The following is a 24,347-nucleotide window of genomic DNA, read 5'->3' on the forward strand; positions in this document are numbered from 1 at the left end:
ATGAAAAGAGAACCGACTCCACCCGCCCACTGCACGTTTGAGCCAGAAGACTGGCTGCGTCTGGCGAAATGCTGGCATCCGGTCGCGCGCGCCTGCGACGTCGGCCCGGCGCCGATCAAAGCCACCCTGCTGAATGAACAGCTGGTAATTTACCGAATTAACGACCAGGTCGTGGTCGCCCGTGACGTCTGCCCGCACCGCGGCGTGCCGCTGACGCTCGGCTTTCACGACGAGCACGGGATTATCTGCCCCTACCACGGCCTCCGCTTTGGGGAGGACGGGCGCTGCAACCGTATTCCGTCCAGCCCCGACCAGCCCGTTCCGGCGAAGCTGAACCTGATTAACTACGCGGTGGAAGAGCGCTTCGGCCTGATCTGGACCTGCCTGGCGTTCGACCCGGACAATCCTGTATTGCTGCCCACCATGCCGCACTGGGACGACGACGGATTTCAGCAGATCAACTGCCCGGCGTTTGAGGTGAACGGCTTCGCCGGGCGCCAGGTGGAGGGGTTTCTGGACGTGGCGCACTTTGCCTGGATCCACACCGATACCTTTGCCGACCCCAATAACCCGCTGGTGCCCCACTATCAGCCGCAGGAGACGCCCTTCGGTTTCGTGGCCGATTACTGGAGTTCCGTGAGCAACTATCCCGCCAGTTCACCCGTGCAGGCGCCAGAAGGGTTCCAGTGGCTGCGCCATTTTGAAATGCATCTGCCGTTTACCGCCACCCTGACGATTCATTTTCCGGGTGAATCGCGGCTGGTGATTATGAACGCCGCCTCGCCCGTCTCGTCACGGGTGACCCGCATGTTCGCGCCTATCGCGCGCAACTTTGATCTGCATATTCCGGTGGAAGACGTGTATGCCTTCAACCTGCGCATCTTCGAAGAGGATCGCCTGATGGTCGAAACCCAGCGCCCGGAAAGTCTGCCGCTGGATCTCACTCTGGAGGCCCATATTCCGGCAGATAAGAGTTCGATTGCCTACCGCCGTGGACTGAAGAAGATGGGCTTTGGCGAATTTTTCCTGGTATGACGGAGGCCAATATGCTGAACGCGATCGTTGACGGGCTGTGGCGCGAGGGGGATAAAAGCCTCGCCGTCAGGCTGGTGGCCGAAAACGGCGACGCGCTACCGGCGTGGCAGCCCGGCGCGCACATTGATGTCCACCTGCCCTGCGGCGTGGTCCGCCAGTACTCCCTGACCGGGGATTGTGGGGAGGAGAGCTATCTTATCTGCGTGGGGCGGGAAGCCGCCTCGCGCGGCGGGTCGCGCTACGTTCATGAAACGCTGCGTCCGGGCCAGAGGCTTTCGATCTCGGCCCCCCGCAATCTGTTTCCGCTGCATCAGGCAGAGCGGGTATTGCTGCTGGCGGCAGGGATTGGCATTACGCCGCTGTATGCGATGGCTCTGCATTTGAAAGCTATCGGGACGCCGTTTACGCTGCACTATTACGTCAGAAGCCGGGAAAGCGCGGCGTTTGCGCGCGAACTCTCGCAGTGCGCTGACTGCGTTATTCATACCACCAGCCCACGAATCACGCTGGCGGAGCATCTCCCGGCGCCTGAGGCGGGGCTGCACGCGTGGATGTGCGGACCCGCGGGGTTTATGGCGAAAGCACGCGAGGTGGCGGCGGCGAAGGGATGGGATGACGCCCATATCCACAGCGAGGCGTTTCAGCCTGTAGCCCCTCCTGCCGCGGGTGACGCGGGCGAGATTTTTACCGTCAAACTTGCCTCCACCGGCGAGCGCTGGCCGGTGCCTGCGGATAAGACCATCGCTCAGGTATTACAGGAAAACGGCGTGGACGTGCCGCTGTCCTGCGAAATGGGGATCTGCGGCGCCTGCCTGACGCCGGTGATTGACGGCGTGGTGGACCACAGGGATAGCGTGCAGTCGGATGCAGAAAAAAGCGCGGCTAACCAGCAGGTGGCGCTCTGCTGTTCGCGGAGTCACTCCAGGGAGCTGGTGATTGGGCTGTAAAACGAAATAACTATCCTCCGGCATAGCCGGAGGTTTTTCAGATGTGCCAGCAACGCTTTGTTATCAGACGCGTCCCGGCGGCCACGCATAATCAATATGGCTGGCCTGCTCGCGCGCCAACGCTTCATCGCCCTGTAATCGCGCCGCCAGGGTAAAGGCGAAATCAAATACTTTACCCAGCCCACGGCCGCTCAGCAGATTGCCGTCCTCCACCACGTCGGCATCGACGTACATGCCATCGCTGATTGTTTTCCACAAATCGCCGGAACAGACATAGCGACGCCCCTTCAGCAGTCCATTGCCACCCAGCACGCGGGCGGCGGCGGAGCAGATCGGGCAGATATATTTTCCCGCTTCATCATGGCGGCGAACGAAGGCAATCACCTCCGCGCTTTTCGCCAGGTTGACGCTGCCTTCCGGGCCCCCCGGTAACACCACGGCGTCAAAGGTCCGGTCGAGGCTGGCCTGCAAAGTGCTGTCCGCCATCACAGAGATGGCGTGATAGCTCACCACTTCGCGACTCTCGCCGCAGGCAATCGTCTGCACCTTAATATTCAGGCGGCGCAGGATATCGACAGTGACAATCGCTTCCCCCTCTTCAAAACCGGGGGCTAGTAGCACGGCTACGCTTTTCATCTTGCTCTCCATTGCTTAAGGGTTACCAGTACGGATGCCAAATCTGTCGCAGCCGCGCCAGCAGCTCAAGATAGAAATAGTCTCCCCAGCTACAGCACTGATCGACGCCCTTACCGCTGCCCATATGATAAACCGAGTGCTGCAGCAGCCCTTCGGTCGGATCGTCGTCGTGAGCAAGGTAGTTATCGGTCAGCGACTGCGCAATACGCAGCGCCATCTCTTCATAATACGCGCGGTGTGCGTCGAGCGTCGGCAGCGCCTTGACCAGCTCCAGCAGGCCACAGGCGGCAATCGCCGCCGCTGAACTGTCGCGCACGGCGTCGGTGCCGAGCAGCGCCAGATCCCAGTGGCAAACATCATCTTCCGGCAGGCGGTTGAGGAAGTAATGCGCCAGGCTGCGCGACAACTCAACCATCTGCTTATCGCCGGTTTGCTGATAGCTGAGCAGAAAGCCGTAAATGCCCCATGCCTGGCCGCGCGACCAGCACGAGGTATCGCTGTAGCCCTGATGGGTGTTGCCAAAGCGCGGCTCACCCTTCTGCACATCCATATAGTAAGTGTGGTACGTCGAGGCATCCTCACGCACGATATAGTTCGCTGCCTGTCCGGCGTGAGCCGTCGCCGCCTGCGCATAGCGCGGATCCCCGGTCTGTTCGCTGGCCCAGTACAGCAGCGGCAGGTTCATATTGCAGTCGATGATCATTCGCCCCTGCTGCTCCGGGTCGTTTAAATCACCCCACGCCTGAATAATGCTGGCCGTTGGGTTAAAACGCTCCATCAGGCGCTCGGCTGCCAGCAGCGCCGACCGGCGAGCGGCTTCGTTACCGGTGAGCCGCCAGGCGCTGATGCAGGAGAGCGAATAGAGAAACCCGAGATCGTGCGTGGCGGTGTCGATACGCTGCTCAATACGCCGGGCGAACGACGGTAAATAGCGCTCGGCGGCTTTGCGGTAATGCGCTTTGCCGGTCATCTCCCACGCCAGCCAAAGCTGGCCAGGCCAAAAGCTGGTGGTCCATTCCACGTTATCGGTGCGCGGCCAGACCCCCTTCTCACAGGCTTCGCCGGGGAACTTATCGCCGAAGGCGACAATATTCTTGTCTAGCTTGCGCGTGACGCGGGTTAAGGCCGCTTCCAGCTTCTGGCTCAGCGCCAGGCGATCGACCTGATGCAGTTCGATCGGCCGCAGCGCTTCGGTGATAACAGATTTGGTCATAACAACTCCTGAGTTAATGTTTGGCCGGTTCAACCGGGGCGGTATCTAAAGCCGGAGCAAAGGGTCGTGAGACATCGCGCGTCGACTGGCAGCGCGACAGCGTAAAGGCGGAAATCAGCGTAAATATCAGGGCGCAGCAACCCATTAGCAGATAGGTATGCTCAAAGCCTATCCTGTCGTACAGGTAGCCGGCAGGCGGGGCGACCACAATCGAGCCCACATAAATCATCGCCTGGTAGCCCAGCAGGTACATCGTGGCGTTAACCCGACGATGGAAATGTTCGGCGATGTATTTGAAGACCGAAATCAGCAGCAGCGCGATCTCGACGCCATAAAACGGTTTGATGATGGAGATAACAATCGGGTCGCTGGTCAGCCCGGATGCGATCAGCCGTGCTCCTACCACGCAGCCGCAGAACAGCAGGCCGCGCTTCGCGCCGTAGTGGTTCACCAGCCACGGGATAAACATCATCATCACGAACTCCATCCCCGACTGGACGGTGCTCAGGTAGCCGTACCAGGCATTACCCTGCTCTTTGGTGACGAAGAACGACACGAAGTAGCGCGGGAACTGCTGCTCGGCGATAAACATCATCCACGCCACCCCGGCAACGTAGAGGCTAAACATCCAGAATTTGCGGTTTTTCAGCAGCATCAGCACGTCGGCAAAAACGATCTTATTGGCGGAGATGACGCTGTTATTGCGCAGCTGCTCGTCGCCGATTTTGAGGCTCATCAGCACCAGCAGCATCAGTACCGAGGTACCGCTGCTGAGCAGAAAGTTGGCCAGCGGCGTGACGTTAAACAACAGACCTGAGACTGAAGCCGCCATCGCCCAGCCCAGTGAACCCCACATTCTGATGCGGCCAAACTCCAGCCCGTACAGGCGGCTAAAGCGGTCGGCGTAAGATTCAGACGCCGCCACGCCGGCGTACCAGCCCAGGCTCAGATACAGCGCGCCGATGATAATCCCCGCCATCGCATGGCTTTGCAGCAGCGGCTGGTACACCAGCGCGAAGAACGGCGCCATCAGCGCAGAGATGGCGCAGACAAAATAGAGCAACCACTTGCTCATGCCGATTTTGTCCATGATGTAGCCGTACACCGGCTTCAGGACCACCGCGAAGACGCCGTTAATAGCGAACACGCTGCCGATGGTGACGCTATCGAGACCCACTTTCTGGCTCAGCCATAAGGCGTACAGGCCAAAGCTGGATGACCAGGTGAAGAAGTAAAGAAAAATAAAGGTACTCATTTTGTACTGTGCGGCGCGTACGGACGATGATGTGCTCATAGCGATGCCTCCGGGGCCAGAACGAGCGTTGTTTCTTGTCGTGCCGTCACGAAGCGTACCGCGTCATCGCTAATGATGGCCTGTGGGCAGCGTTGCGGGTCAAAGTCGGCGGCATTTCCCGCCCACACCGCGCTGATTAACACATGCTTGCCGGGGTCGAGTTCACCGCGCAGCACTGGCACCGCCGCGCGCTCGGCGAACAGCAGATTACTGTTTGGCGGCGTCAACACCGTCTCGCCGCGGCGGGCGTGCGGATGTAAACAGAAAATGGCAGAGACATCCCGGACATTGCGTAACCAGCAGGCACCGTCACTCTCGTGTACCTGCGGCTGCGGGCGGTTCGCCAGGCTAAAGCCACCCTCCGCGCAGTCCAGCGCGCGCCGGGTATTGATACGATGGACGCGCAGCTGCCAGTCGCCCAGCGCCAGCAGCCAGCTTTCAATGACTACATCGCGCCACGGCAGCCAGCGGCTGTAAATGGTGCCGTCAGCGGTGACCACGCGCTGGCATTCGCGGCGGCCACGCCAGTAGTTATCCTTTTCGGCCAGCAGCAGCATCGAATCGGGCGCGGCATGGTTCAGGCCGTAGCGCCCGCGTTCGATGGTGAAGCCAAAGCGGGTGGAATAGGCAAATTTGCAGTATTTCGCTTCGGTATTGACGAAGTTGTTCAGCTCCATCTGGCCGAACGTCAGCATCCACAGGTGATCGGCCTGATGCACCACCACCTGATCCGCGTGGGCTATCGTGTGCTGCGAGGGCAACGGCGGCAGCGGCAACTCGGCCGCCTGCCAGAAGGCATTGCCCTCATCTAATGCCAGCACCAGCAGGGTCTTCAGGCCCCAGTATGGCGAACCCGGCGCGTTGTAGTCTTCCGCCATCGCCAGGTTCGGATAGCTGTAGCCGACGCTCAGCACGCCGTCGCGGTCGAACATCGGTTGCTTCAGCCACCAGCGCAGATGGCGCAGAACGATGCCCTTCATCACGCCAGGCGAAAAGACCTCCAGCCCGGCGAAGGCCGCCGCACTCCAGAACGCCGCCTCGGCAAAGCGGTAGGTCAGGCTACGGCCAAACGGGATCGCCGCGCCGTCTTCGGCAAAGAAATGGATGAAGTCAGAGGAGAAACGCGCGGCCCGGTCATGCAGCGTTGCACAGCGCTGTGGATCGACCCCGGCCATGAGCTTCGCGTAAATCAGGCCATAGAAATGAAAGCCCATCGAGATGTAATAGTCGCGCGGCCGGCCCGGACCATCGGAGTACCAGCCATCGCCGAGGTAGTAATGCTCCATGGCAGCAAAATGATCTTCCAGCGCCTGCGGGTTAGTTGGCATGCCGCAATAATGGAAGCCGACCTGCACCAGAATCGGAAAGAAGTGCCAGTTGTTATCGGGGATCTCCTGAGTCTCGCACTGCTTTAGCCAGCGCCATAAATTCTCTTTCTCCGTCTCGGTGAAGTGCGCCAGTACGGTTTCATCCGCCAGCGCCAGCAGCAGCCCGTAGGCCGCCATCTCGACAATTCGCTGATCGTAAGGCGCCACGTCGCCCCAGTAATCGGCATGCTGAGGATTGGTGCCGTTTTTTATCGCCTGTATATAGAAAGAGAAGTGCTGCGGCTCGCTGCCGCCAGCCAACAGCGGCGTCACCCCCCACAGCAGGCGGGAAAAGGTTTCCATGCTCGCGACCTGCTGGCCGTAGTGAGCGGTAAAGTTCGCTAAATCAATACGGCTGGCGTCTTTTTTAAAAAAGGGCGCCACCGCGTTCAGCATGTCGTTGACCAGCCGTTGCACCTCTTCCCGGCTTGTCAGTGGATTATCCAGATGAATGTTTTCAGGTTGCACAGGGTCCTCCCGCATTACACGAGGGTAGAGATAAGTTATTGTTATTTGGCTTTTTTAAAGCCACACGTGCGACGTCTGAATGAAGAGTAACTGCTTTTATTCCCGGCGCTGAGTGAGCAGACTCACAAAATTAAACCGCTATTTCATTTTTGCTGGATTTTGTCGATCGGGAGGGGGATAAATTACAAATGATGGCCTAAAAATTTAAATCCGTTGTCCTGGAGGCAAAATGGGTGAAACGCAACTGCTGGAACGCATAACGCTCGATCGGCAGGCCATTTCTTTTAACCGCATGTACACCACCAGCGCGATTTACTACCACTGGCATCAGTGCGTTGAATTGCTCTATATTTCCAGCGGCTACGGCATCGTGGTGGTGGATAATCAGCACTACACCGCCCGTCCGGGGCGATTATTTATCTTCCCGCCCTTCCGTTTGCACAAAGTGCAGGTCGATCATAGCGATAAGAATCCCTACCACCGCACGACCATGCACATTGAGCAATCGGTCGTCGAAAGTGCACTCGGCGCCTTCCCTCGCCATCAGGCCCGGTTCGCCGCGCTGGCCGCCAGCAATCTGCCAGCACAGATTTACGATCTCAGCGAACATGCGGCGTTTATCGAGAGGATCCTTGAACAGTTTCAGCGCCTGGAGGGCTACGAACAGACCGAGGCCTGTGAGGTGGCATTTCTGGTGATGCAGCTCATGACGTTTCTGCCCGAACAGCCGCAGCCCTACCCGCCGCGCCAGCAGACCGTCGCCTCGCGGATTATGAGCTGGGTCGAAGCCCACTATGCCCGCAAGTTTTCGCTCGACCAGCTGGCCCACGACCTGGGGCTTTCGCGCAGCTATACCTCACGAATTTTCCGCCAGCAGACCGGCGGTACCATCCACGAATATTTGCTGACCCGGCGGATAAAAAGCAGCTGCGATTTGTTACGGTACAGCGATGAGCCTATTGACGCCATTGCCCTGGCCGTCGGGTTTAGTGAGGTAACCTATTACATTACCTGCTTTAAAAAGATGATGCGCCAGACGCCACTGCAGTATCGGCGCAGTATCCTCAGCGCCAGAACGTCCTGTTCGCGTATTTGAACGTCATTAACAGATCGAAAGGGGTTTTCTGCGCATAAAAAAACCCAGGTCGCATAACGACCTGGGTTTCAAATTTGGCGGAAGCGTAGAGATTCGAACTCTAGAACCCTTTCGGGTCGCCGGTTTTCAAGACCGGTGCCTTCAACCGCTCGGCCACGCTTCCAAAGTGAGGCGCACTATAAACATCTATTAGCGCCTTGTAAAGCAGGAATTTTTCGTTTTTTGCCTGCAGGCGTTTGACTGCGCAAAAAGTCACCCGGACGCTTTCCTGCCCTCGCGCCTTCCCCCCTTGTACATACCGTTACACAGCAACGCTCATCCTTTTAAATCACTGTGGTATAGAATGCCCAAAAAAATAGACGTCCATGTGTTTCGTAATGGTAATAAATCCGGGTAACGCGGGTTTAAACGCATTACTGTCATAGGGCCTTACTGGTTGATGATGAAAATCAAAAATACGTTTTGCTTACATATCGTGATGGCCGTTTTGGCCATTTTAGTCCTGAGCTTTCACCCGCTGGTGACAAGCTTTGAACCGCCGCTTAAATTCCAGCCGCTGATCAAATCTATGGCGGGGACGACAAAAGAACAGGCGGAAAAAATAGCCACTATTTCCCATGCTTTAGAAGGGAACGCTATTTTCTTCCTCGGCGCGTCTGAGGTTGCCACCTCAGAAGATGAGCATTACGCGGTATATAATTATTTTAATAAGCAATTGCACCAGCCCGTCGTGGCCTATGGCGATGCGTTTGTCGATGACGAAACGCAATTTTTACTTCTCTCGCGTTTTAAAAATAGCCTTAACGCAAACAGTAAAGTCGTTTTGCTGCTGGCACCCGACGCCTTTTACTCAAAAGGCCTGCCGCCCGCTATCTATGCGGATAATTTTCCGGGCTCCGTTTTTAATCCCCTGATGAAAGATCCTCAGGCGCGCCCGTTACTGGTTAATTACCTGAAGCATATTGATGCGAAAGAGATAAGCCATTTAACCTTCGGGCAAATGGGTGTCTATGGCTGGCATCCGGCGCTGATGTGGGACGAGCTGAGTTTTCAGTTTGCGAATTTCTGCACCCTGATTAAAAACGACTGGCTGTCGCTGCTCAACATTACGCCACAAACGGCGCAGCCCTGGCCTCAGCAGCCGACCGCCCCTCTTTCCCCTGACTGGGATAAAGCGCTGGCGAATGCCCGGGAGTTGAATAAAAAACGCCATCAGAGCGCGGCCACGCTGTGGATGGACAAAACGATTTACGACGAGGACGGAAAGCCGCAGCAGTGGGATGACACGCCGGTGGTGCCGGGGCAGTTCGCCGCGTTCAGGAAAACCGTTCAGCTTTTGAAAGCGCATCACGTGCAGGTGATTGCGATCGTTGACCCGGTTAACCCGTGGGCGCTTTACAATACCGACACCTTCCGCCCGTTCGATAAGCAGATTCAAACCATTCTGAAAGAGAACCAGATCCCGTATTTAGATATGTACGCCATGCCGTATCAGAACGGCTGGAACTGGGATCGTCTGCACCCTACCGAACTGGCCTGGGTGCCAATGCTTCGCTTTATTGCACAGAGTTTTAAATAATGAAAATCGCGATCCGTCTTTTTTGCCTTTATTTACTGCTGGCGATCACCGTCGTTGCATGGACCGCTGTCGATGACAGCATGAGTATGCAGCTGCATTTTGAATATCAAAAATTCTGAGGCGAAATGATGTACAGCTCAGGAATGTTTTTTGTCTGTTTATTTTCATCCGCCCTGGCGTTTGCGCTGGTCAATCGCGTATTACGTCATCGTCTGACTTATTTATCGGCCTTATCCGTCCTTGCTGCATTAGGCTGGGGCTATATTTTTCAGGGTGATTACATTGTCCCCCTGGCCGTCTTTTGCTGTTTTTATCTCTTCGCTACGCTAAAAGAAAAGGGATGGTTAAAAACCTGGCAGGCGATCGTTTTAACGCTGCTGCCCCTGTTTTTGGTGAAATTACACCTTAATCATCATCTCGGCATGCTCGGTCTCTCTTTTATGACGTTCCGCGCGGTGGACGTGCTGCTCTATCGCAGTAAAAAAGAGGGCCAGAATTTCCTGCACTATTTCTGCTATCTCTTTATGCCATTTATTATTCTGGCCGGCCCGATGTATCGCTGGCGGACGTGGATGAGCGATGTAAATAAGCCGGCATTTGTCCTTAATCGCGAACAGTTTTTAACGGCGCTGGAGCAAATTATTACCGGCATCATCCAGAAGTTCCTGTTTGCCATGCTGATCGATTCGCTCGTCGTGCAGCCCTGGAGCCATAAGCCGTTTACCCTGACCGTGGGCGTAGTGATGTCGATTGCCTACAGCGCCTACCTCTACTTTGATTTTGCGGGCTACAGCAATATGGCCATCGGCGCGGGTCGCCTGTTTGGGCTGAATATTCCGGCAAACTTCAATATGCCGCTTCTTGCGAAGAACCCTCAGGATTTCTGGCGCCGCTTCCACATCAGCCTGTCCGAATGGCTGCGCGACGTGGTCTTTATGCCCGTCTATATGAACCTGATGAAGTTTAACTTTTTCCGCCAGAACAAAACGCTGGCGCAAAATATCGGCATTTTTTGCACCCTGTTCTGCATGGGGGCGTGGAATGGCCTGGAACGCCATTACGTCATCAGCGGCGCGCTGTTTGGCGCGATTTCCGTCGCGCACAACATGCTGCTGTGGTCAGCCAAACGTAGCCCAACGTTACACCGCGGATTGCAGTATCCGGCCGTTGCGTTTTTGGGACGAATTCTGACGCTGGGAAGCGCCGCAGGGTCCCTTTACATCTTCAGTGGAATGTCACCTCTATGAAAAAGCATACCGACCTGCAGGAACTGCAGGATTTCTTACGTGCTGCACTGCGCGATCCCGCCTCCCCGCAGCAGCTGGCCATCAGCGGCAGCGACGAAACCCTAAGCTGGCACCAGCTTTCCGCTGCCGTGACGGACTGGGCAGAGCGCTATCGACGCTGCCAGCCCGCAGACGGTACGCCAGTCGTGCTGTACGGCCATCAGCAGGCCGAGTTCGCCGTGGCAATCTATAGCTGCCTGCTGCACAACATTCCGTACATCCCGGTGGACTGCATCTACCCGCAGGAGCGGCTTCGCGAGATCTGCAACCTTGCCAGTGCCCCTTACTACTACGACGTGGCGACGCGGCAGTTCATCGCCACCGGCGAGGCGGGCAAGGTGCTCGAAGAGCAGGATCTGGCCTATATCATGTTTACCTCAGGCAGCACCGGAAAACCGAAAGGCGTGCAGATTGGGCGTGAAAGCGTATGGCACTTCATGAAGTGGGTCAGCCGGGACTTTTCGCTGCCGGAAAAGCCGGTGCTGATGAACCACGCGGTATTCAGCTTTGACCTCTCCCTGATCCCTCTGCTGGCGAACCTGGCGATGGGAGGCCACATCGTGCTGAATGCCAAAGAGGATATCCAGAAAGAGAACTGGCTTGAGCGACTGCAAAGCAACGCGGTCTCCGCCTGGGTTTCCACCCCCTCTTTTGCCTATCAGCAGCTGCTTTCCCCGCACTTTAACAGCGAGTATTTACCTGCACTCAGCGTCTTTATCTTCATTGGAGAAGTGCTCAATAAAGCGCTGGTTAAACAGCTTCGCCGCCGCTTCCCGCAGGCCAAAATCATCAACTCCTATGGCCCAACGGAAGCGACCATTGCGACAACCGTGGTTGAGATCACGGATGCCATCCTTAACAGCGACAGCGCGGTGCTGCCGGTGGGGGTGATGATGCCGGACAGCCGAATGGAAGTTTCCGCCGAGGGCGAGCTGATTATCTGGGGTAAAAACGTCATGCGCGGCTATCTCGGCCTGCCGCAGGAGAACGCGGCAAAACTGCTGCGTCGGGAAGATGACGCGTTTCGCGGCTACCGGACCGGCGATCTGGGTTATGAAGACGGGCTTATCTACTGCCAGGGCCGCAACGACAGCCAGGTCAAGCTGAATGGCTACCGCATCGAGATCAACGAGATTGAAAACCGCCTGCTGGCCATGTCCGGCATCAGCGAAGCGGTGGTGATGCCGCTGATGAAACCCTGCGGCAGCGTGCTGCGCATCGCCGCATTCTGCGTGACGGAGCTGGCGCCGGATGCCATCAAAACCTCGCTGGCAAACGTGGTGCCCCACTACATGGTGCCTTCACAAATTATCGTAAAAGACGCTTTGCCGCTGAATCCTAACGGCAAAATTGACCGCAAGCTGCTGGACGCTTACGCCCGCACACATTAATTATCCCAGGAAAAATGATGGAACACGATATTCTCGCCCTGTTTGAAAAAGTGTTATCCCGCAAGGTGGGCTTTCACGATGAGCTGATTGAATCCGACATTCTCGACTCCATTCTGGCGGTCGACATGGTGCTGGAGGTGCAGGACGTTTACGGCTGTATGATCCCGCCTACCGACGTGGCGACGGTGCTGAAAACCCCGGCGGATCTGGCTCGCTATATTGAAGAAAACCGCTAAACGCCCCTGACGTTAACGTTATTGTGAAGGCTCTGGAGGATCGCTCCAGAGCCATGCCGAAACCTGAGTAACATGAAGATTCCGGGTATCATTGTCCGCTTACAGCCCGGAGCCCACGTTGAAATACACCGCCTGTTTATGGTCGCTGAAGGCAATATCTATCCCCGAATGCAAACCATATTCTTTGGCAATCACATAGCGAAACCCGATTTCCCAGGCGACTTCCGCCGTTCTATAGATATCACTGGCGCGGTCTGCTGCGCTCCCTGCGCCGACGAACCCCTGAATCACCCACTGCGGTGTTGCTTGCCAGGCAATTTGAGTCTGTACCGTGCTGACATCCTCTCCCTGCGTCATTAAATCGTAGCGATAATCACCCCCGAGGTAGTGACCATAAAACTGGTATTCACCGCTAAGAGAGATCCCCTGGCTGGGCCAGAAGAAATTACCGGTGGTATCATACTCCGCCACGATATCCATTATGCTATTCACCTCCTCCTGGCGACCGTGCCGGTGATATCATTGGCACCATAAACAAGCAGTTTAAATATATTAATTTTGCAGTGCCGTGTGTTGCGGGTCGTAGTTAATTTTCGATTTATTAACTTCCCGGATGATCATCGGACTTATATCGCGGTATTTATTATTTTCAGTTATGTTTTGATTATATACCACAAGAGATAATTTATTTTTGAGCCTGTAATTTTCAATGGCTTCATTAATGACCGACATACTTTTCATTCGGAGATGATTAGTCTCATTTCTGAACTGGTTATTTAAGTTTGTCATATCAACAAAACGGTTCTCACGCCGGAGCGGTTCGGGCATATTGGCGTAAGCATTTTCAAGGTTCTTCATATCATTCTCAAGACGTTTCTTGATAACCTCACGCTGAGCCTTTTCCTGCTTCAAAATAGTGGACTCCATGAGGACACGCTGCACATCAACATAAGCCAACGCATTATTATCCTGATGCCGCGTATGTATTTTTTGTACGAAATAGACTGCTAAGACAGAGAAGATGACGACGGCGAGCGTTTTCTTTTTTTCTGGAAGTTTCATAGTTCCTTACCGGCTCCTTAATACGCTTACCGCTTTCATTTACCCGGCTCAGGCTACAAAAAGTGAACCTGCATCAGGATGAATGCCTGCAACGAAATGGGATACAGCATCAGTATAGACATTTTTATATACCTCGCGAGTTACCGTGAAAAATCAGTCATACGTGTGCGAAGCAGTTCAAGAATCAGAGTATTTTTTCAGACGGGCAGCCGAACCGGACTCGGCCAGGGAAGAATACGTTGTAAAGAAATCGCCATGATTTCGGGGTGTCGAAAGACCTTCGCCAGCGAGCGACGATCATGGATATGGCAAGGGAAAGTAGTGCAAAGTGGAAGGAGGCCAATATGCTATTTCGTGCCAACCCCATTAAAATTCAAAATTTCTATTTTTTTAAATTTATATATCAACACTATCAACAAGCAGTCTTCTTGGTATAACCATACAAATCATGTAAGTTATATTTCAGACAAACAAGGAGTGACGTCAAAAAAGGGATAATAGCAGACAAACACGCAGCAACAATCAAACCTCTGAAAGAAGAGCGATAAAAAGTGACATTTATTTACCAGTAACTGCCACAAAGAATTGTCAATATTTCAACTTAACCACCCTAATTTATTAGGATAAAAGGAAAAATAAGGAAAACTATGAAATTAATTAAAACGACCCTGGCTTTCGTTGTAACGGCAGCAATTTCTTCTGGCGTAGTGCACGCAGCAGAAACGACCTTATCAGGCGGTACTATTAACTTCACAGGCCAGGTTGTCGATGGCGCATGCGCCGTCTCTGCTGACAGCCTGAACCAGACCGTAACATTGGATCAGGTTCGTGCTTCTCGCCTGCAAACTGCCGGCCAGGCCGCGGGTCAGGCGAAATCCTTCAACATCACGCTGGAAGATTGTGATACCACCGCATGGTCAAACGTTGCTGTGACTTTTAACGGTCAGTCAGACGCGAACACAGTTGGAGCCTTAGCCAACACCGCCGGTGCCGGTGCAGCCACAAACGTTGCTCTGCAGCTGTACGGTCAGGATGGTAATGCCATGACCCTGGGCACGACAGGTAATGCTACCACCATGACTACCGGCGAAAACATCCTGCCATTTAGTGTGGACTATGTTGCCACTGCCGGTGCTGCTACCGCAGGTGGCGTAGCCGCTGTTGCCACCTTCACCACGACCTATTCCTGAGTAAATGGTAAGCCCCGTTGGCGGGGCTTTTTCTCTGAAGATGTATATCCATATGAAAATGTTCAAAATAGCCATCACGGCAAGCCTGCTTAACATCGCAGGTATCAGTGCTGCTCATGCGGGTGGAATTGCACTCGGCGCGACGCGAGTAATCTATAGCGAAAATGAAAAGCAAATTTCATTACCGTTAAATAATACGTCAGAAAACATGAGTTTTCTTGTACAAACCTGGATTTCACGCGCAGATGGTTCAAAGGCGGCTAACTTTATCGTCACTCCGCCATTATTTGTCCTTAAGCCTAAAAAAGAGAATAAGTTACGTATTATTTACACTGGTCCAATGCTGCCTCAGGATCGGGAATCCGTTTTTTATATCAATAGCAAAGCCATACCTTCAGTCCCGAAAGAATCGCTTAAGGGTAATACCCTGCAGATTGCTACACAAAGTGTCATCAAATTGTTCATGCGTCCGGAAGGTTTACCGTCACGTTCTGTCGATGCTCCTGCAACAATAACCTGCCATGTCGAGTCCGCGAAAACAGTGTTCAATAACCCTTCCCCTTATTACGTGACGTTAGTACAGCTCAGCATCGGCGGAAAAAAAATGGCGAATAATATGGTTGCCCCAAAATCCTCATTAACAGTGGCAGGCCAGGGCGCCGTCAAATTCAGCACCCTTAATGATTTCGGTGCGAATACACCGCTACAGCACTGTCGCACCTGACAGGTGTTCCGCTTTGCCATAAACGTTAAAAGGAAACTTGTCGACGATGGTTAATAAACATTATAAAAAAACTACACTTGCGTTTTTTATATCGCTTGCCACCATCAATTGCTACGCAGAAAATATTTTCAACCCGGCATTTCTCTCTGCCGACCCTGATGCCGTAGCCGACCTTTCCCGATTTCAAAATGGTAATCAGGCTCCCGGTCAATATCGCGTGGACATATGGGTAAATGATATTTTTCAGTCCTCGCAAGATGTTACCTTTGTAGTGGATACCACCGATCAATCCTCACTGGACGATACCGGTCTTCGGCCTCAACTTCCCCTGAAAATGGTTAAATCGATGGGATTGAATGTCACCGCGATCCCTGAGCTTACTGCATCGAATCCGGACGCAACCATCGATATAGCCCGGGTTATCCCTGGTGCTCACACGGAATTTGCCTTCGACCAACAGCGCCTGAACATTACCGTTCCCCAGGTTGCCATGCTGAATACCGCCCGTGGCTATATTCCTCCCTCTCGCTGGGATGAAGGCATTACAGCACTGATGTTTAATTACACGTTCTCGGGATCGGATACGCATGATGACGAATCAAACCGAAATTATTTCCTGGGGCTAAATAGCGGATTTAACTATGGCCCCTGGCGTCTGCGGGATTACGCTACCTGGAACTACAGCGACGGGTCGTCTGGTGAAAACCACTGGAACCATATTAATACCTATCTGGAGCGCGCGATCATTCCATTGCGTAGTGAACTGGTGATCGGCGACAGCACGACCCCATCAGATGTGTTCGACAGCATTGGTTTCAGGGGCGTCCAGCTAGCGTCTGACGATACTATGCTGCCCGATAGCCTGCGCGGTTTTGCGCCGGTCGTGAGAGGTATTGCCAAAAGTCACGCACAGGTCACCATTAAACAGAACGGTTATACCCTTTATCAGACTTACGTTCCGCCCGGTGCTTTCGAAATTAATGACCTCTTCCCCACTTCGTCAAGTGGCGATCTTGTCGTGCAGGTAAAAGAAGCTGATGGCAGCGTGAACGTTTACACCGTGCCTTATTCCAGTGTGCCGGTTTTACAGCGAGAAGGTCACATAAAATATGCTCTGACCGCCGGGGATTACCGCAGTAATAACGATCGGCAAGACAGCGTTGGGTTTGTGCAATCTACGTTAATCTACGGTTTACCCGCCGGTGTGACAGCCTATGGTGGAACACAGCTTGCCAGCCAGTACAAGGCGTTCGCATTAGGTCTTGGAATCAATGTCGGCCAATTTGGCGCCATTTCAGCTGACGTGACACAGGCCAAAAGTAGGCTTATCGACGGAAGCGACCACAGCGGTGCCTCTCTTCGTTTTTTATATGCAAAGTCCCTGAATGAACTGGGTACAAACTTCCAGTTACTGGGTTATCGCTATTCGACAGAAGGTTTTTATACCCTCGAAGAAACGACCTGGAAAAAGATGTCCGGGTTTATCGAGGATGAAAGTAATACAGATAATAACGACGCGTCGCCGTATGTCGACTATTACAATTTAAAAAACAATAAGCGTGCAAAGTTCCAGGTTAACGTGTCGCAACAATTAGGTCAGTACGGGTCAATTTATCTCAGTGGTAGCCGTCAGAGCTACTGGAAAACGAATGAATCTAATACGTTGCTACAGGCGGGTTACAGCGGAAACCTCAAGGGTATCTCCTGGAATGTCAGCTACAGTTACAACAAAATTCCGGGATTAGGCGATGCCGACAAGCGTATTGCGTTCGGTTTCTCCTTTCCTCTGAGTTTGTGGCTCTCATCAGGTGACGATATTACCCAGCAGCATCACGAAGCCTATGCCAGCTATAACTTCAGCCATGATCAACACGGTAATGCCTCTCACAGCGCAGGAATTAACGGGACGTTGCTGGAGGACAATAATCTCAACTATAGCGTCCAGCAAGGATATCAAACCGGCAGTGAAAGCAACGCAAACGGTGCGGTGAACATCGGCTACGACACCTCCTGGGGAAGCTCCAGCGTGGGATATAACTACAGCGATAACGGCGACTACCAACAGCTTAATTACAGTTTGCGTGGTGGAATTGTCATCCATGACGAGGGTATCACCTTCAGCCAGCCGTTGGGTGACACCAATGTTCTTATCGCCGCACCAGGGGCGAAAAATGTCAAAGTCGATGATGTTGAGGGCCTTAAAACGGACTGGCGGGGTTATGCCGTCGTGCCTTTTGCCACGACATATCGTCGCAACCGGATGTCCCTGGACACCACTAATATGCCAGCTAACGTTGAGCTGGAAGAGAACGTGGTCAACGTTGTCCCTACCCGTGGTGCGCTGGTGCGTGCCGAATTCAATCCTCATGTGGGTGCCCGCGCGTTAATTAACCTCACCCACAATGGTAAACCCCTTCCTTTTGGAACAATGGTTAGCACAGACCAAAACAGCAGCATTGTTGGCGATGCCGGTCAGGCCTATCTGTCAGGGCTGTCGCCTGAGGGGGATATCGTTGCCAAATGGGGCGCGGGAGCCCAACAGGCGTGTACTGGTCATTACCGTCTTCCTGAGGATGCGGCCGGGAAAACAATAAATACATTGAACATAGAGTGTCGATAATGAAAGCCCTGAAACATACTCTCATAGCAAGCGGACTCTTATTCGTCGCCTTATCACTGCAAAATGCCTGGGGTTATACCTATACCTGTCATTCCCGTACGGGAACGCCTAACCCCATTATCGCCAATTTTGGGACTTACACGATTACAGACCCCTCCGCGAACGTGCCGGGTCAGACCTTTATGTCGGCAGCCACCTGGAGCAAGAGCGTCAGTAGCCACATTCGATGCGATGAACCGACTACAGGCTACCGTTATCGTTACTTCTCTGCAGACTCCCCGCTCACACCGACCACCAATGATGGACACCAGTGGTACTATATCAATGAGTACCTGGACAGTACCGTCGCACTGAATATTAAGGGGGCCGCACGCTACGTCCCCTTCAGGAATGTTCGCGGTGGTTTGGCGAATGATGCGAGCTCAAATACTCAGGTCAACGGCGGAGGGTCAGGTAAACTCGATCTCCGTTTCAAGAAAGCTGTTATGGGTAGCAGCGATTTTGAAAATATCCATGTGGCCGATTTTTATGTCACCAAGAGTGCAACTGCCACCAGCCCTGAGCCCATCGCACAGATTTTCTTAAGCGGTACGGTGGCGGTACCCCAGAATTGCGTCATCAATGCCGGAACGGTGATTTCACTGGATCTGGGGGAAATGTACAGTTCGGATTTTATCTCCGCTGGCGAGAAGCCACGCAACGTAAATGCTAAATCCTTTAACGTTCCCGTGTCATGTAACTATGGGGCGTCGCTGGCGAATCTAACCTTGCGTGTGGACGGAACGCCTGCCACCAGTGTACCCGATGCCCTGGAGACCACGAACCCGGATGTTGGCGTCAAAATCACCACTTCTGATGGTATGACGCTACGCCCCACAGATACCAACAGCGCCATTCCGATTACGTTGGACATGGTCGACAGTGATACTTACACCACCAACGTCTCGCTGCAGGCCTACCCTGTCAGCACCACTGGCCTGCCTCCTGCCGAGGGGACATTTACGGCCCTCGCGATACTGCGCATTGATTTCGCCTGAGGATAAAAAATGAAACTTAAACATTATTCCATAGCAGTTCTGACCTGCGTGATAGCAACAGGGTTAAGCGTACAAGCCCTTGCCAGCTCGCCTAATTTGCAGATCACTGGCACGATATTGTCGCGGACCTGCGATGTTGCCAGCGATAGCCAGAATATGGATGTCGATATGGGCCAATTCAACGCCAGCTCGTTCACCTCTACCGGTGCCACCTCGTCAGCCACTCAGTTCAACATCCATTTAACCGGCTGTGGCTCGAAAGCATCTGGCGCAAAAATGGTGTTTTCCGGCACGTCCGATGCCACTAACCCATCATTACTGGCACTCTCGGATACGTCTGGTCAGGGCGGTATGGCATCAGGCGTCGCCATAGAGATACTTGATAATACACAGCAACCTATCGCAGTAAATACGGTAACGTCGGGTCACGTTCCTCTGACATCCGGGGACGTCATGCTGCCGTTTTATCTGCGTTATAAATCCACACAAAACAGCGTCACTCCCGGAAATGCCTCGGCAGTGATGTATTTCGATATTCAATATCAATAGGACGATCACGTGACACGCTTTTCTGTGGGTTTATCCGTCTCTGCAACATTGCTACTCTTTACGCTGAACACGCATGCCTATGACGGCACGGTAAATATCACCGGAAGGATCACAGATAACACCTGTGTTGTTTCGGCAGATTCAACCGCCCTGACCGTAGATATGGGAAATATTGCAAAAGCGCAGTTTACGCGTGCCGGAGAAGGGGGGCCCTATCAACCTTTTACACTTCATCTTGAACGATGCGGGGATGCCGCGAAGCGGGTAAGTATTACTTTTTCAGGTATCCAGGACACGGTTGCACCGGACTTTCTGAGGCTGGACACGAATACATCTGGCGCACAGGGCGTTGCCCTCGCCCTCTATAATAGCGATCAGACCCTTATTCCGCTAAATACGCCATCCGCGGCGACCGATCTGGTGACGAACCAGGCAAACGTCACCCTCTCTTTCTATGCTCGCTTCCTCGCAAATGGCAGCCCGGTTCGCTCTGGTTCTGCAACGGCCTCCACGACATTCACCCTGAATTATGATTAAACTTCTCGCCGCGGTATTTTTGACTGCTTATACCACTACCGCCCTTGCTGGCGTCAGCATTGGTGGAACACGTTTTATATACAGTGAGAAAGCCCGTGCATTGACAGTACTTGTCATGAACAGCAGTGCTGAAACCTGGTTAATTAACACCCATATTACCTCGGGTGGGACATGGAACGGTGTTCGCCCCTCACCACAACCCGCGCCATTTATTATTGCCCCTCCCCTGTTTGCGTTAAAAGGGAAGAAACAAGGCACGCTGAGAATACTGAAAACCGCGCAGACGTTGCGGCAAGATCGGGAAACGCTTTTTACACTCAGCATTGCAGCTATTCCTGCCGGAAACGCCACAGGCAATAGTGTGCAAGTTGCGCCCCGTTCCTTGCTGAAATTGTTTTACCGCCCGATGGGTCTACAAGGGAAGCCCCAGGACGCCAGTAAACAGCTACGCTGGAGACAAGTGGCTCGAAAGGTTGAGGTCAACAACCCTACGCCCTATTACGTCACACTGGTTAATCTTAACGTTAATGGGCTGAATGTTCGTGACCCAGGCATGGTCGCCCCCTTCAGTACCCGCCAGTTGGCAGAGTGCGACCCGGCTTCACGTTGTATTTTGAGCTGGCAAAGTATTAATGACTATGGCCGCATGATGCCCAAAACTACCGTTGAGCTATCAGATAAATAACAAGGAAACTAGCGGTAGGTCATGGTAAAGGTCGCGGTTGCGTCGGCCTTGCCGGCAGTGACTGGCGTACTGATCTGAACATACCGCGCCTTCAGATTAATGTATTCGGTGCCGCCGTTGGTGGAGGTCAAATAATCCTGAACGATTTCACCTGGGTAGATACGCGTGTCGTCAGCAAAAAACATTTGAACGCCCACCCCCTGCGCGGTAGAACTGCTGCCCGCGTCGTCCAGAGGCATTGTCGAAACAAGGCGCCCTGGAGCTATGCTAAAGTCAAACTGCACTGAGACAATGGTACCCTGAACGCAGTCCAGTCCTATCGCGAACTTTTGCCATGCGGTGACCGTATTCTCAGCAAATTCACCTGGACGATGAAAGCCAAGATTGACATTCACATCGGGGGTCGTAACGGTACAGGTGGCTGCGGCCAGAGCATTGACCCCACTCAGTTTCAATGACCGTACCGGCTCAGCCTCTCGTGTTTTCTGTTCCGCAATGATGCCATTTTCCAGCACCCCACCGGAAATCTCGCCCGTCTTGATTAATTCAATTTTTAATGGCCCTGGTATGGCTGCGTCCGGTGAACGCGCTGTGGTGGAGATGACCTTCCCGCCTTGTGTCATGCGGATCCCCACCCCCTTCAGGTTCGTCTGATAGACACCCTCCCCACCCACTCCCGGCGAGCGCCACTTCTCAGCGGACCAGACGCACCCGACCTCCCCATTCTGCGGCTGACTGATACTGGCGATGACACCGCCGACAGGCAAAGTCGAATCCACGGTAATTTTACCAAACTGGATGTGGCTTTCCGGCATTGCCAGTGTTGGTGCCAGCGTATCGCAGCCAGCCAGGGCCAGTCGGGACAGTGCAACCCCAACCAACAAAAGGGTTATTTTCAAAATATTCATCACTTGCATACCTCATCGATCTCAATGACCGGCTGATTGATTTTGCTTTTTGGGATCGAAACGTTGGCAGAGCAGGTCTTCTGGCCCAGCGAAACGGTGACATGGCCTTTAGCCGGTACGCCGCTGAGATAGACCTGACCTTTTTCGTCAACAATGCCATTTGCACCACCTTCCATCGTGGCGATAGCCCCAAACGGCACGGGTTTGGCATGATGGGTCAAGTGCATCAGCACGCGATATCCCTTACGGGAGTTGAAATCTGCAACGACAACCGCCCCTTTTGTGGGAACCACGGTTTTTACTGCGTTATCCAGATCCACATTATCGGGTAGTGATTCAGGATCGATCGCCACGCGATTCAGGCGATAAGCCTGCGCAGAAGGGACAACCGTATAACCCCGCCAGTCCGTTCGCACGCCAGTGTTGTTTTGCACCTTCGCGCCTGCCGCGCCAGGGGCTTTGACCAGTACGACCGAATCACCCAGACTTTGCGAGAAGGTAACCCCCCAGGGGTGGGCAATGATCCCGCCCTGCGCGCCATAGTTAATCTGATGGCTATCGGCATCATAGTTATAGCCACCACGCACCTCACCGTAAGTCCCTTTCCAGCTGGCACTGGCATTTCCGCTTGTCCCCACGTCGCGACCGTTAAAGCTTTCCTGAATGCTGTAACTGAGGTTGTTATCTTCCAGTGCCGTACCGCTGAGTCCAATTTGATGACGGGTACTTCCGTGAGTACTGCTGTTCATGTTGTAGCTGGCCCAGGCATTTGGTAAGAACCGGGAAAGCGGTACCTGCAGACTGAAAGCAACCTGACGGTCATCATCCTCATCGACGTCCAGCGAGTGGGTGTGGGTATAGCTCAGGCTATAGGTGATACCTTTCACGCTTCCGTTCCAGCCAGCACTCAACGTGCGATCGGAACCACTGTTATCCCAGTAGCTCTGGCGATAGCCACTTAAATAGAAGGAGCCCCAGTCGCCGACAGACTGGTTAATCTGAAGCTGTAACTTTTGACGTTTGTGGCTGTCTGTATTGTCCTGGGCGTCCGGGCCATAAAAATTTTCATTCGCATCTTCGAAGGAGTAGTAATCTGCCGTTGAAAAACGCGAGGCCGCCAGCGTCAGATTCGTGTCCGTAGAATCAATGCTCTTCGCATACTGAACACGTACTGAACGCCCCTGAGCACTATCACCCGTGTTAAAGGTTGTTTTAGCCTGAGTCAGATCGGCGGAAACCGACCCCAACTCACCAAGACTCATCCCCGCCCCGACTGCCGCAGAGGCATAATCACGGGAATAAAGCACGCCGCCATACAGGGACAGACCATGGGGCAAGCCATAAATTAATGTTCCCTGAATAAAGTCAGGTTCATTCGCTCCCGATGAGGAAGAGCTGTATTTCCCCGCGACAAGAGCATAGCTATATTGCCCCTCGCGCTGCATCACAGGGACCGAGGAAAATGCCTGGGTGAAATGACGTTCACTGCCATCTGCCTCTTTGATCGTAACGTCTAAATCCCCGCTGTTAGAGGTGGGATACAGATCGTCGATAACGAAGGCTCCTGGTGCAACGTAGGTTTGATAGATGACGTTACCATGCTGTTTGATGGTCACTTGCGCATTTGATTTGGCGATCCCACGAATAACCGGGGCAAATCCGCGCTGGCTGTCCGGCAACATGCTGTCATCTGACGCCAGCTGAAGCCCGCGCATTTTAACGCTGTCGAAGATTTCGGCATCTGTGTAGGTATCCCCTACCGTAAACTGCGAGCGCAATGACTGAATATCACGGGACAAAGAGGTACTAATGGTATTCCAGTGGCCCCCATCCGTTTCGTTGTAGTCCCAGGTTGAGCTGTTACGCAAACGCCACGGACCGATATTGATCCCACCCTGAAGGTTCGCGTAATACGATTTTTCAGCTTTGCCCGGTTGATCGCGCCGCCAGGTATCTGAGCCGCTAAGGTTATAATTCAGCAGTACCGCAGGAATACCTTCATCCCATAACGAAGGGTCGACCCACCCCTGAGCCTGCTTATCCATCGCCGCCTGTGGAATCGTGACATTAAGTTTCATCGCCTCAAAATTGATTACGGCTGTTGCATCGGGAATATATTCCCCAATATCCCGCAAAGGTTTTTCCTGTGGCGCACGATTCAGTTCAGGGAAGGCCTCAACTTTAACGCCCCAGCGAGAAAGCATGGCCGGTGTAATTTGTGGCGTAAGGTTTCCCTTATCGCCTTCAATGAAGCTTATATTTTCAGCATCAGCTAACGGTGTGCCATTGACGGCTATACGCACATGATAAACACCAGGCAGCTGTCCACCAGGCAAAATGAGCCGGGAAATATCTACCGGCTGCCCTGCTGGATTACCTATTTCCAGCGCATGCAGGTTAAATATTTCTTTCGCAGAAGCATTACCTGAAATCGCCATAATGGCGACCGCCAGAATTTTTAATCTGGTATTAATAAACATGATAAAT

General features: G+C 53.4%; 22 protein-coding genes and 1 tRNA gene. 14 read left to right on the plus strand and 9 right to left on the minus strand.

Features of this window, described 5'->3' with window-relative positions:
• Both hpxD and OSH03_RS04250 read left to right on the plus strand, forming a co-directional pair.
• On the plus strand, positions 1–1,035 hold the full coding sequence (hpxD, locus tag OSH03_RS04245) for a molybdenum cofactor-independent xanthine hydroxylase subunit HpxD (protein WP_266178349.1): 1,035 nt from the start codon (positions 1–3) through the stop codon (positions 1,033–1,035).
• An 11-nt stretch (positions 1,036–1,046) separates the two neighbouring features.
• Positions 1,047–1,982, plus strand: coding sequence for a PDR/VanB family oxidoreductase (locus OSH03_RS04250; protein ID WP_266178350.1), 936 nt, complete (start codon positions 1,047–1,049; stop codon positions 1,980–1,982).
• Positions 1,983–2,045: 63 nt separating this feature from the next.
• Here OSH03_RS04250 and OSH03_RS04255 read toward each other — a convergent pair whose 3' ends face one another.
• Genes OSH03_RS04255 through OSH03_RS04270 form a run of 4 tightly spaced genes read right to left on the minus strand, consistent with a single transcriptional unit; the run spans position 2,046 to position 6,960 of the window.
• Positions 2,046–2,618 (minus strand): DJ-1 family glyoxalase III, encoded by a 573-nt coding sequence (locus tag OSH03_RS04255; protein WP_266178351.1) that lies wholly within the window; start codon positions 2,616–2,618, stop codon positions 2,046–2,048.
• 22 nt (positions 2,619–2,640) lie between these two features.
• On the minus strand, positions 2,641–3,831 hold the full coding sequence (locus tag OSH03_RS04260) for a glycoside hydrolase family 88 protein (RefSeq protein WP_266178352.1): 1,191 nt from the start codon (positions 3,829–3,831) through the stop codon (positions 2,641–2,643).
• A gap of 13 nt (positions 3,832–3,844) precedes the next feature.
• Entirely contained in the window at positions 3,845–5,125 is a 1,281-nt protein-coding gene (locus OSH03_RS04265) for an oligosaccharide MFS transporter (protein WP_266178353.1), read from the minus strand.
• Positions 5,122–6,960: a DUF2264 domain-containing protein gene (locus tag OSH03_RS04270; RefSeq protein ID WP_266178354.1), complete on the minus strand. Its 1,839-nt coding sequence runs from the start codon at positions 6,958–6,960 to the stop codon at positions 5,122–5,124. The genes OSH03_RS04265 and OSH03_RS04270 overlap by 4 nt, the downstream gene beginning before the upstream one ends.
• 229 nt (positions 6,961–7,189) lie before the next feature.
• Here OSH03_RS04270 and OSH03_RS04275 point away from each other — a divergent pair, with 229 nt between their 5' ends.
• On the plus strand, positions 7,190–8,056 hold the full coding sequence (locus tag OSH03_RS04275; protein WP_151412848.1) for an AraC family transcriptional regulator: 867 nt from the start codon (positions 7,190–7,192) through the stop codon (positions 8,054–8,056).
• A 75-nt stretch (positions 8,057–8,131) separates the two neighbouring features.
• Here OSH03_RS04275 and OSH03_RS04280 read toward each other — a convergent pair.
• Positions 8,132–8,219: transfer RNA gene (locus OSH03_RS04280), tRNA-Ser, on the minus strand.
• Between the two features lie 279 nt (positions 8,220–8,498).
• Between OSH03_RS04280 and OSH03_RS04285 the strand changes: the two genes are divergently transcribed.
• From OSH03_RS04285 to OSH03_RS04300, 4 genes are all read left to right on the plus strand, one after another.
• Positions 8,499–9,635, plus strand: a complete 1,137-nt coding sequence (locus OSH03_RS04285) for a D-alanyl-lipoteichoic acid biosynthesis protein DltD (RefSeq protein WP_266178637.1) — start codon at positions 8,499–8,501, stop codon at positions 9,633–9,635.
• A 128-nt stretch (positions 9,636–9,763) separates the two neighbouring features.
• Positions 9,764–10,882, plus strand: a complete 1,119-nt coding sequence (locus OSH03_RS04290; RefSeq protein WP_266178638.1) for an MBOAT family O-acyltransferase — start codon at positions 9,764–9,766, stop codon at positions 10,880–10,882.
• Positions 10,879–12,312, plus strand: coding sequence for an AMP-binding protein (locus tag OSH03_RS04295; RefSeq protein ID WP_266178355.1), 1,434 nt, complete (start codon positions 10,879–10,881; stop codon positions 12,310–12,312). Before OSH03_RS04290 ends, OSH03_RS04295 begins: the two co-directional genes overlap by 4 nt.
• Positions 12,313–12,329: 17 nt before the next feature.
• Positions 12,330–12,548 (plus strand): acyl carrier protein, encoded by a 219-nt coding sequence (locus OSH03_RS04300; protein WP_028012621.1) that lies wholly within the window; start codon positions 12,330–12,332, stop codon positions 12,546–12,548.
• 99 nt (positions 12,549–12,647) lie between these two features.
• Here the strand turns inward: OSH03_RS04300 and OSH03_RS04305 are convergent, their stop codons facing one another.
• A complete protein-coding gene (locus OSH03_RS04305; RefSeq protein ID WP_266178356.1) occupies positions 12,648–13,040 on the minus strand; it encodes a hypothetical protein in 393 nt (130 codons plus the stop codon).
• A 60-nt stretch (positions 13,041–13,100) separates the two neighbouring features.
• Positions 13,101–13,610, minus strand: a complete 510-nt coding sequence (locus OSH03_RS04310; protein WP_266178357.1) for an OmpH/Skp family outer membrane protein — start codon at positions 13,608–13,610, stop codon at positions 13,101–13,103.
• Positions 13,611–14,257: 647 nt separating this feature from the next.
• Between OSH03_RS04310 and OSH03_RS04315 the strand changes: the two genes are divergently transcribed.
• Genes OSH03_RS04315 through OSH03_RS04345 form a run of 7 tightly spaced genes read left to right on the plus strand, consistent with a single transcriptional unit; the run spans position 14,258 to position 20,952 of the window.
• Positions 14,258–14,800 (plus strand): fimbrial protein, encoded by a 543-nt coding sequence (locus OSH03_RS04315; RefSeq protein ID WP_266178358.1) that lies wholly within the window; start codon positions 14,258–14,260, stop codon positions 14,798–14,800.
• Positions 14,801–14,852: 52 nt separating this feature from the next.
• Positions 14,853–15,524 carry a fimbria/pilus periplasmic chaperone gene (locus OSH03_RS04320; RefSeq protein WP_277614548.1) on the plus strand — a complete coding sequence of 224 codons (672 nt, stop codon included), beginning with the start codon at positions 14,853–14,855 and terminating at the stop codon, positions 15,522–15,524.
• Positions 15,525–15,570: 46 nt separating this feature from the next.
• Positions 15,571–18,144, plus strand: a complete 2,574-nt coding sequence (locus tag OSH03_RS04325) for a fimbrial biogenesis usher protein (protein WP_266178359.1) — start codon at positions 15,571–15,573, stop codon at positions 18,142–18,144.
• Positions 18,144–19,181, plus strand: a complete 1,038-nt coding sequence (locus OSH03_RS04330; protein WP_266178360.1) for a fimbrial protein — start codon at positions 18,144–18,146, stop codon at positions 19,179–19,181. Before OSH03_RS04325 ends, OSH03_RS04330 begins: the two co-directional genes overlap by 1 nt.
• A gap of 9 nt (positions 19,182–19,190) precedes the next feature.
• A complete protein-coding gene (locus OSH03_RS04335) occupies positions 19,191–19,730 on the plus strand; it encodes a fimbrial protein (RefSeq protein ID WP_266178361.1) in 540 nt (179 codons plus the stop codon).
• A 9-nt stretch (positions 19,731–19,739) separates the two neighbouring features.
• On the plus strand, positions 19,740–20,267 hold the full coding sequence (locus OSH03_RS04340) for a fimbrial protein (RefSeq protein WP_266178362.1): 528 nt from the start codon (positions 19,740–19,742) through the stop codon (positions 20,265–20,267).
• On the plus strand, positions 20,260–20,952 hold the full coding sequence (locus tag OSH03_RS04345; RefSeq protein ID WP_266178363.1) for a fimbria/pilus periplasmic chaperone: 693 nt from the start codon (positions 20,260–20,262) through the stop codon (positions 20,950–20,952). The genes OSH03_RS04340 and OSH03_RS04345 overlap by 8 nt, the downstream gene beginning before the upstream one ends.
• An 8-nt stretch (positions 20,953–20,960) precedes the next feature.
• On the opposite strand, the gene OSH03_RS04350 is transcribed toward OSH03_RS04345, so the two are convergent.
• Positions 20,961–21,860 (minus strand): fimbrial protein, encoded by a 900-nt coding sequence (locus OSH03_RS04350; protein WP_266178364.1) that lies wholly within the window; start codon positions 21,858–21,860, stop codon positions 20,961–20,963.
• Positions 21,860–24,340: a fimbria/pilus outer membrane usher protein gene (locus OSH03_RS04355; RefSeq protein ID WP_266178365.1), complete on the minus strand. Its 2,481-nt coding sequence runs from the start codon at positions 24,338–24,340 to the stop codon at positions 21,860–21,862. The genes OSH03_RS04350 and OSH03_RS04355 overlap by 1 nt, the downstream gene beginning before the upstream one ends.
• Positions 24,341–24,347: the final 7 nt, after the last annotated feature.

It is taken from the genome of Enterobacter nematophilus, from assembly GCF_026344075.1.
GTDB classification, from domain to species: Bacteria; Pseudomonadota; Gammaproteobacteria; order Enterobacterales; family Enterobacteriaceae; genus Enterobacter; species Enterobacter nematophilus.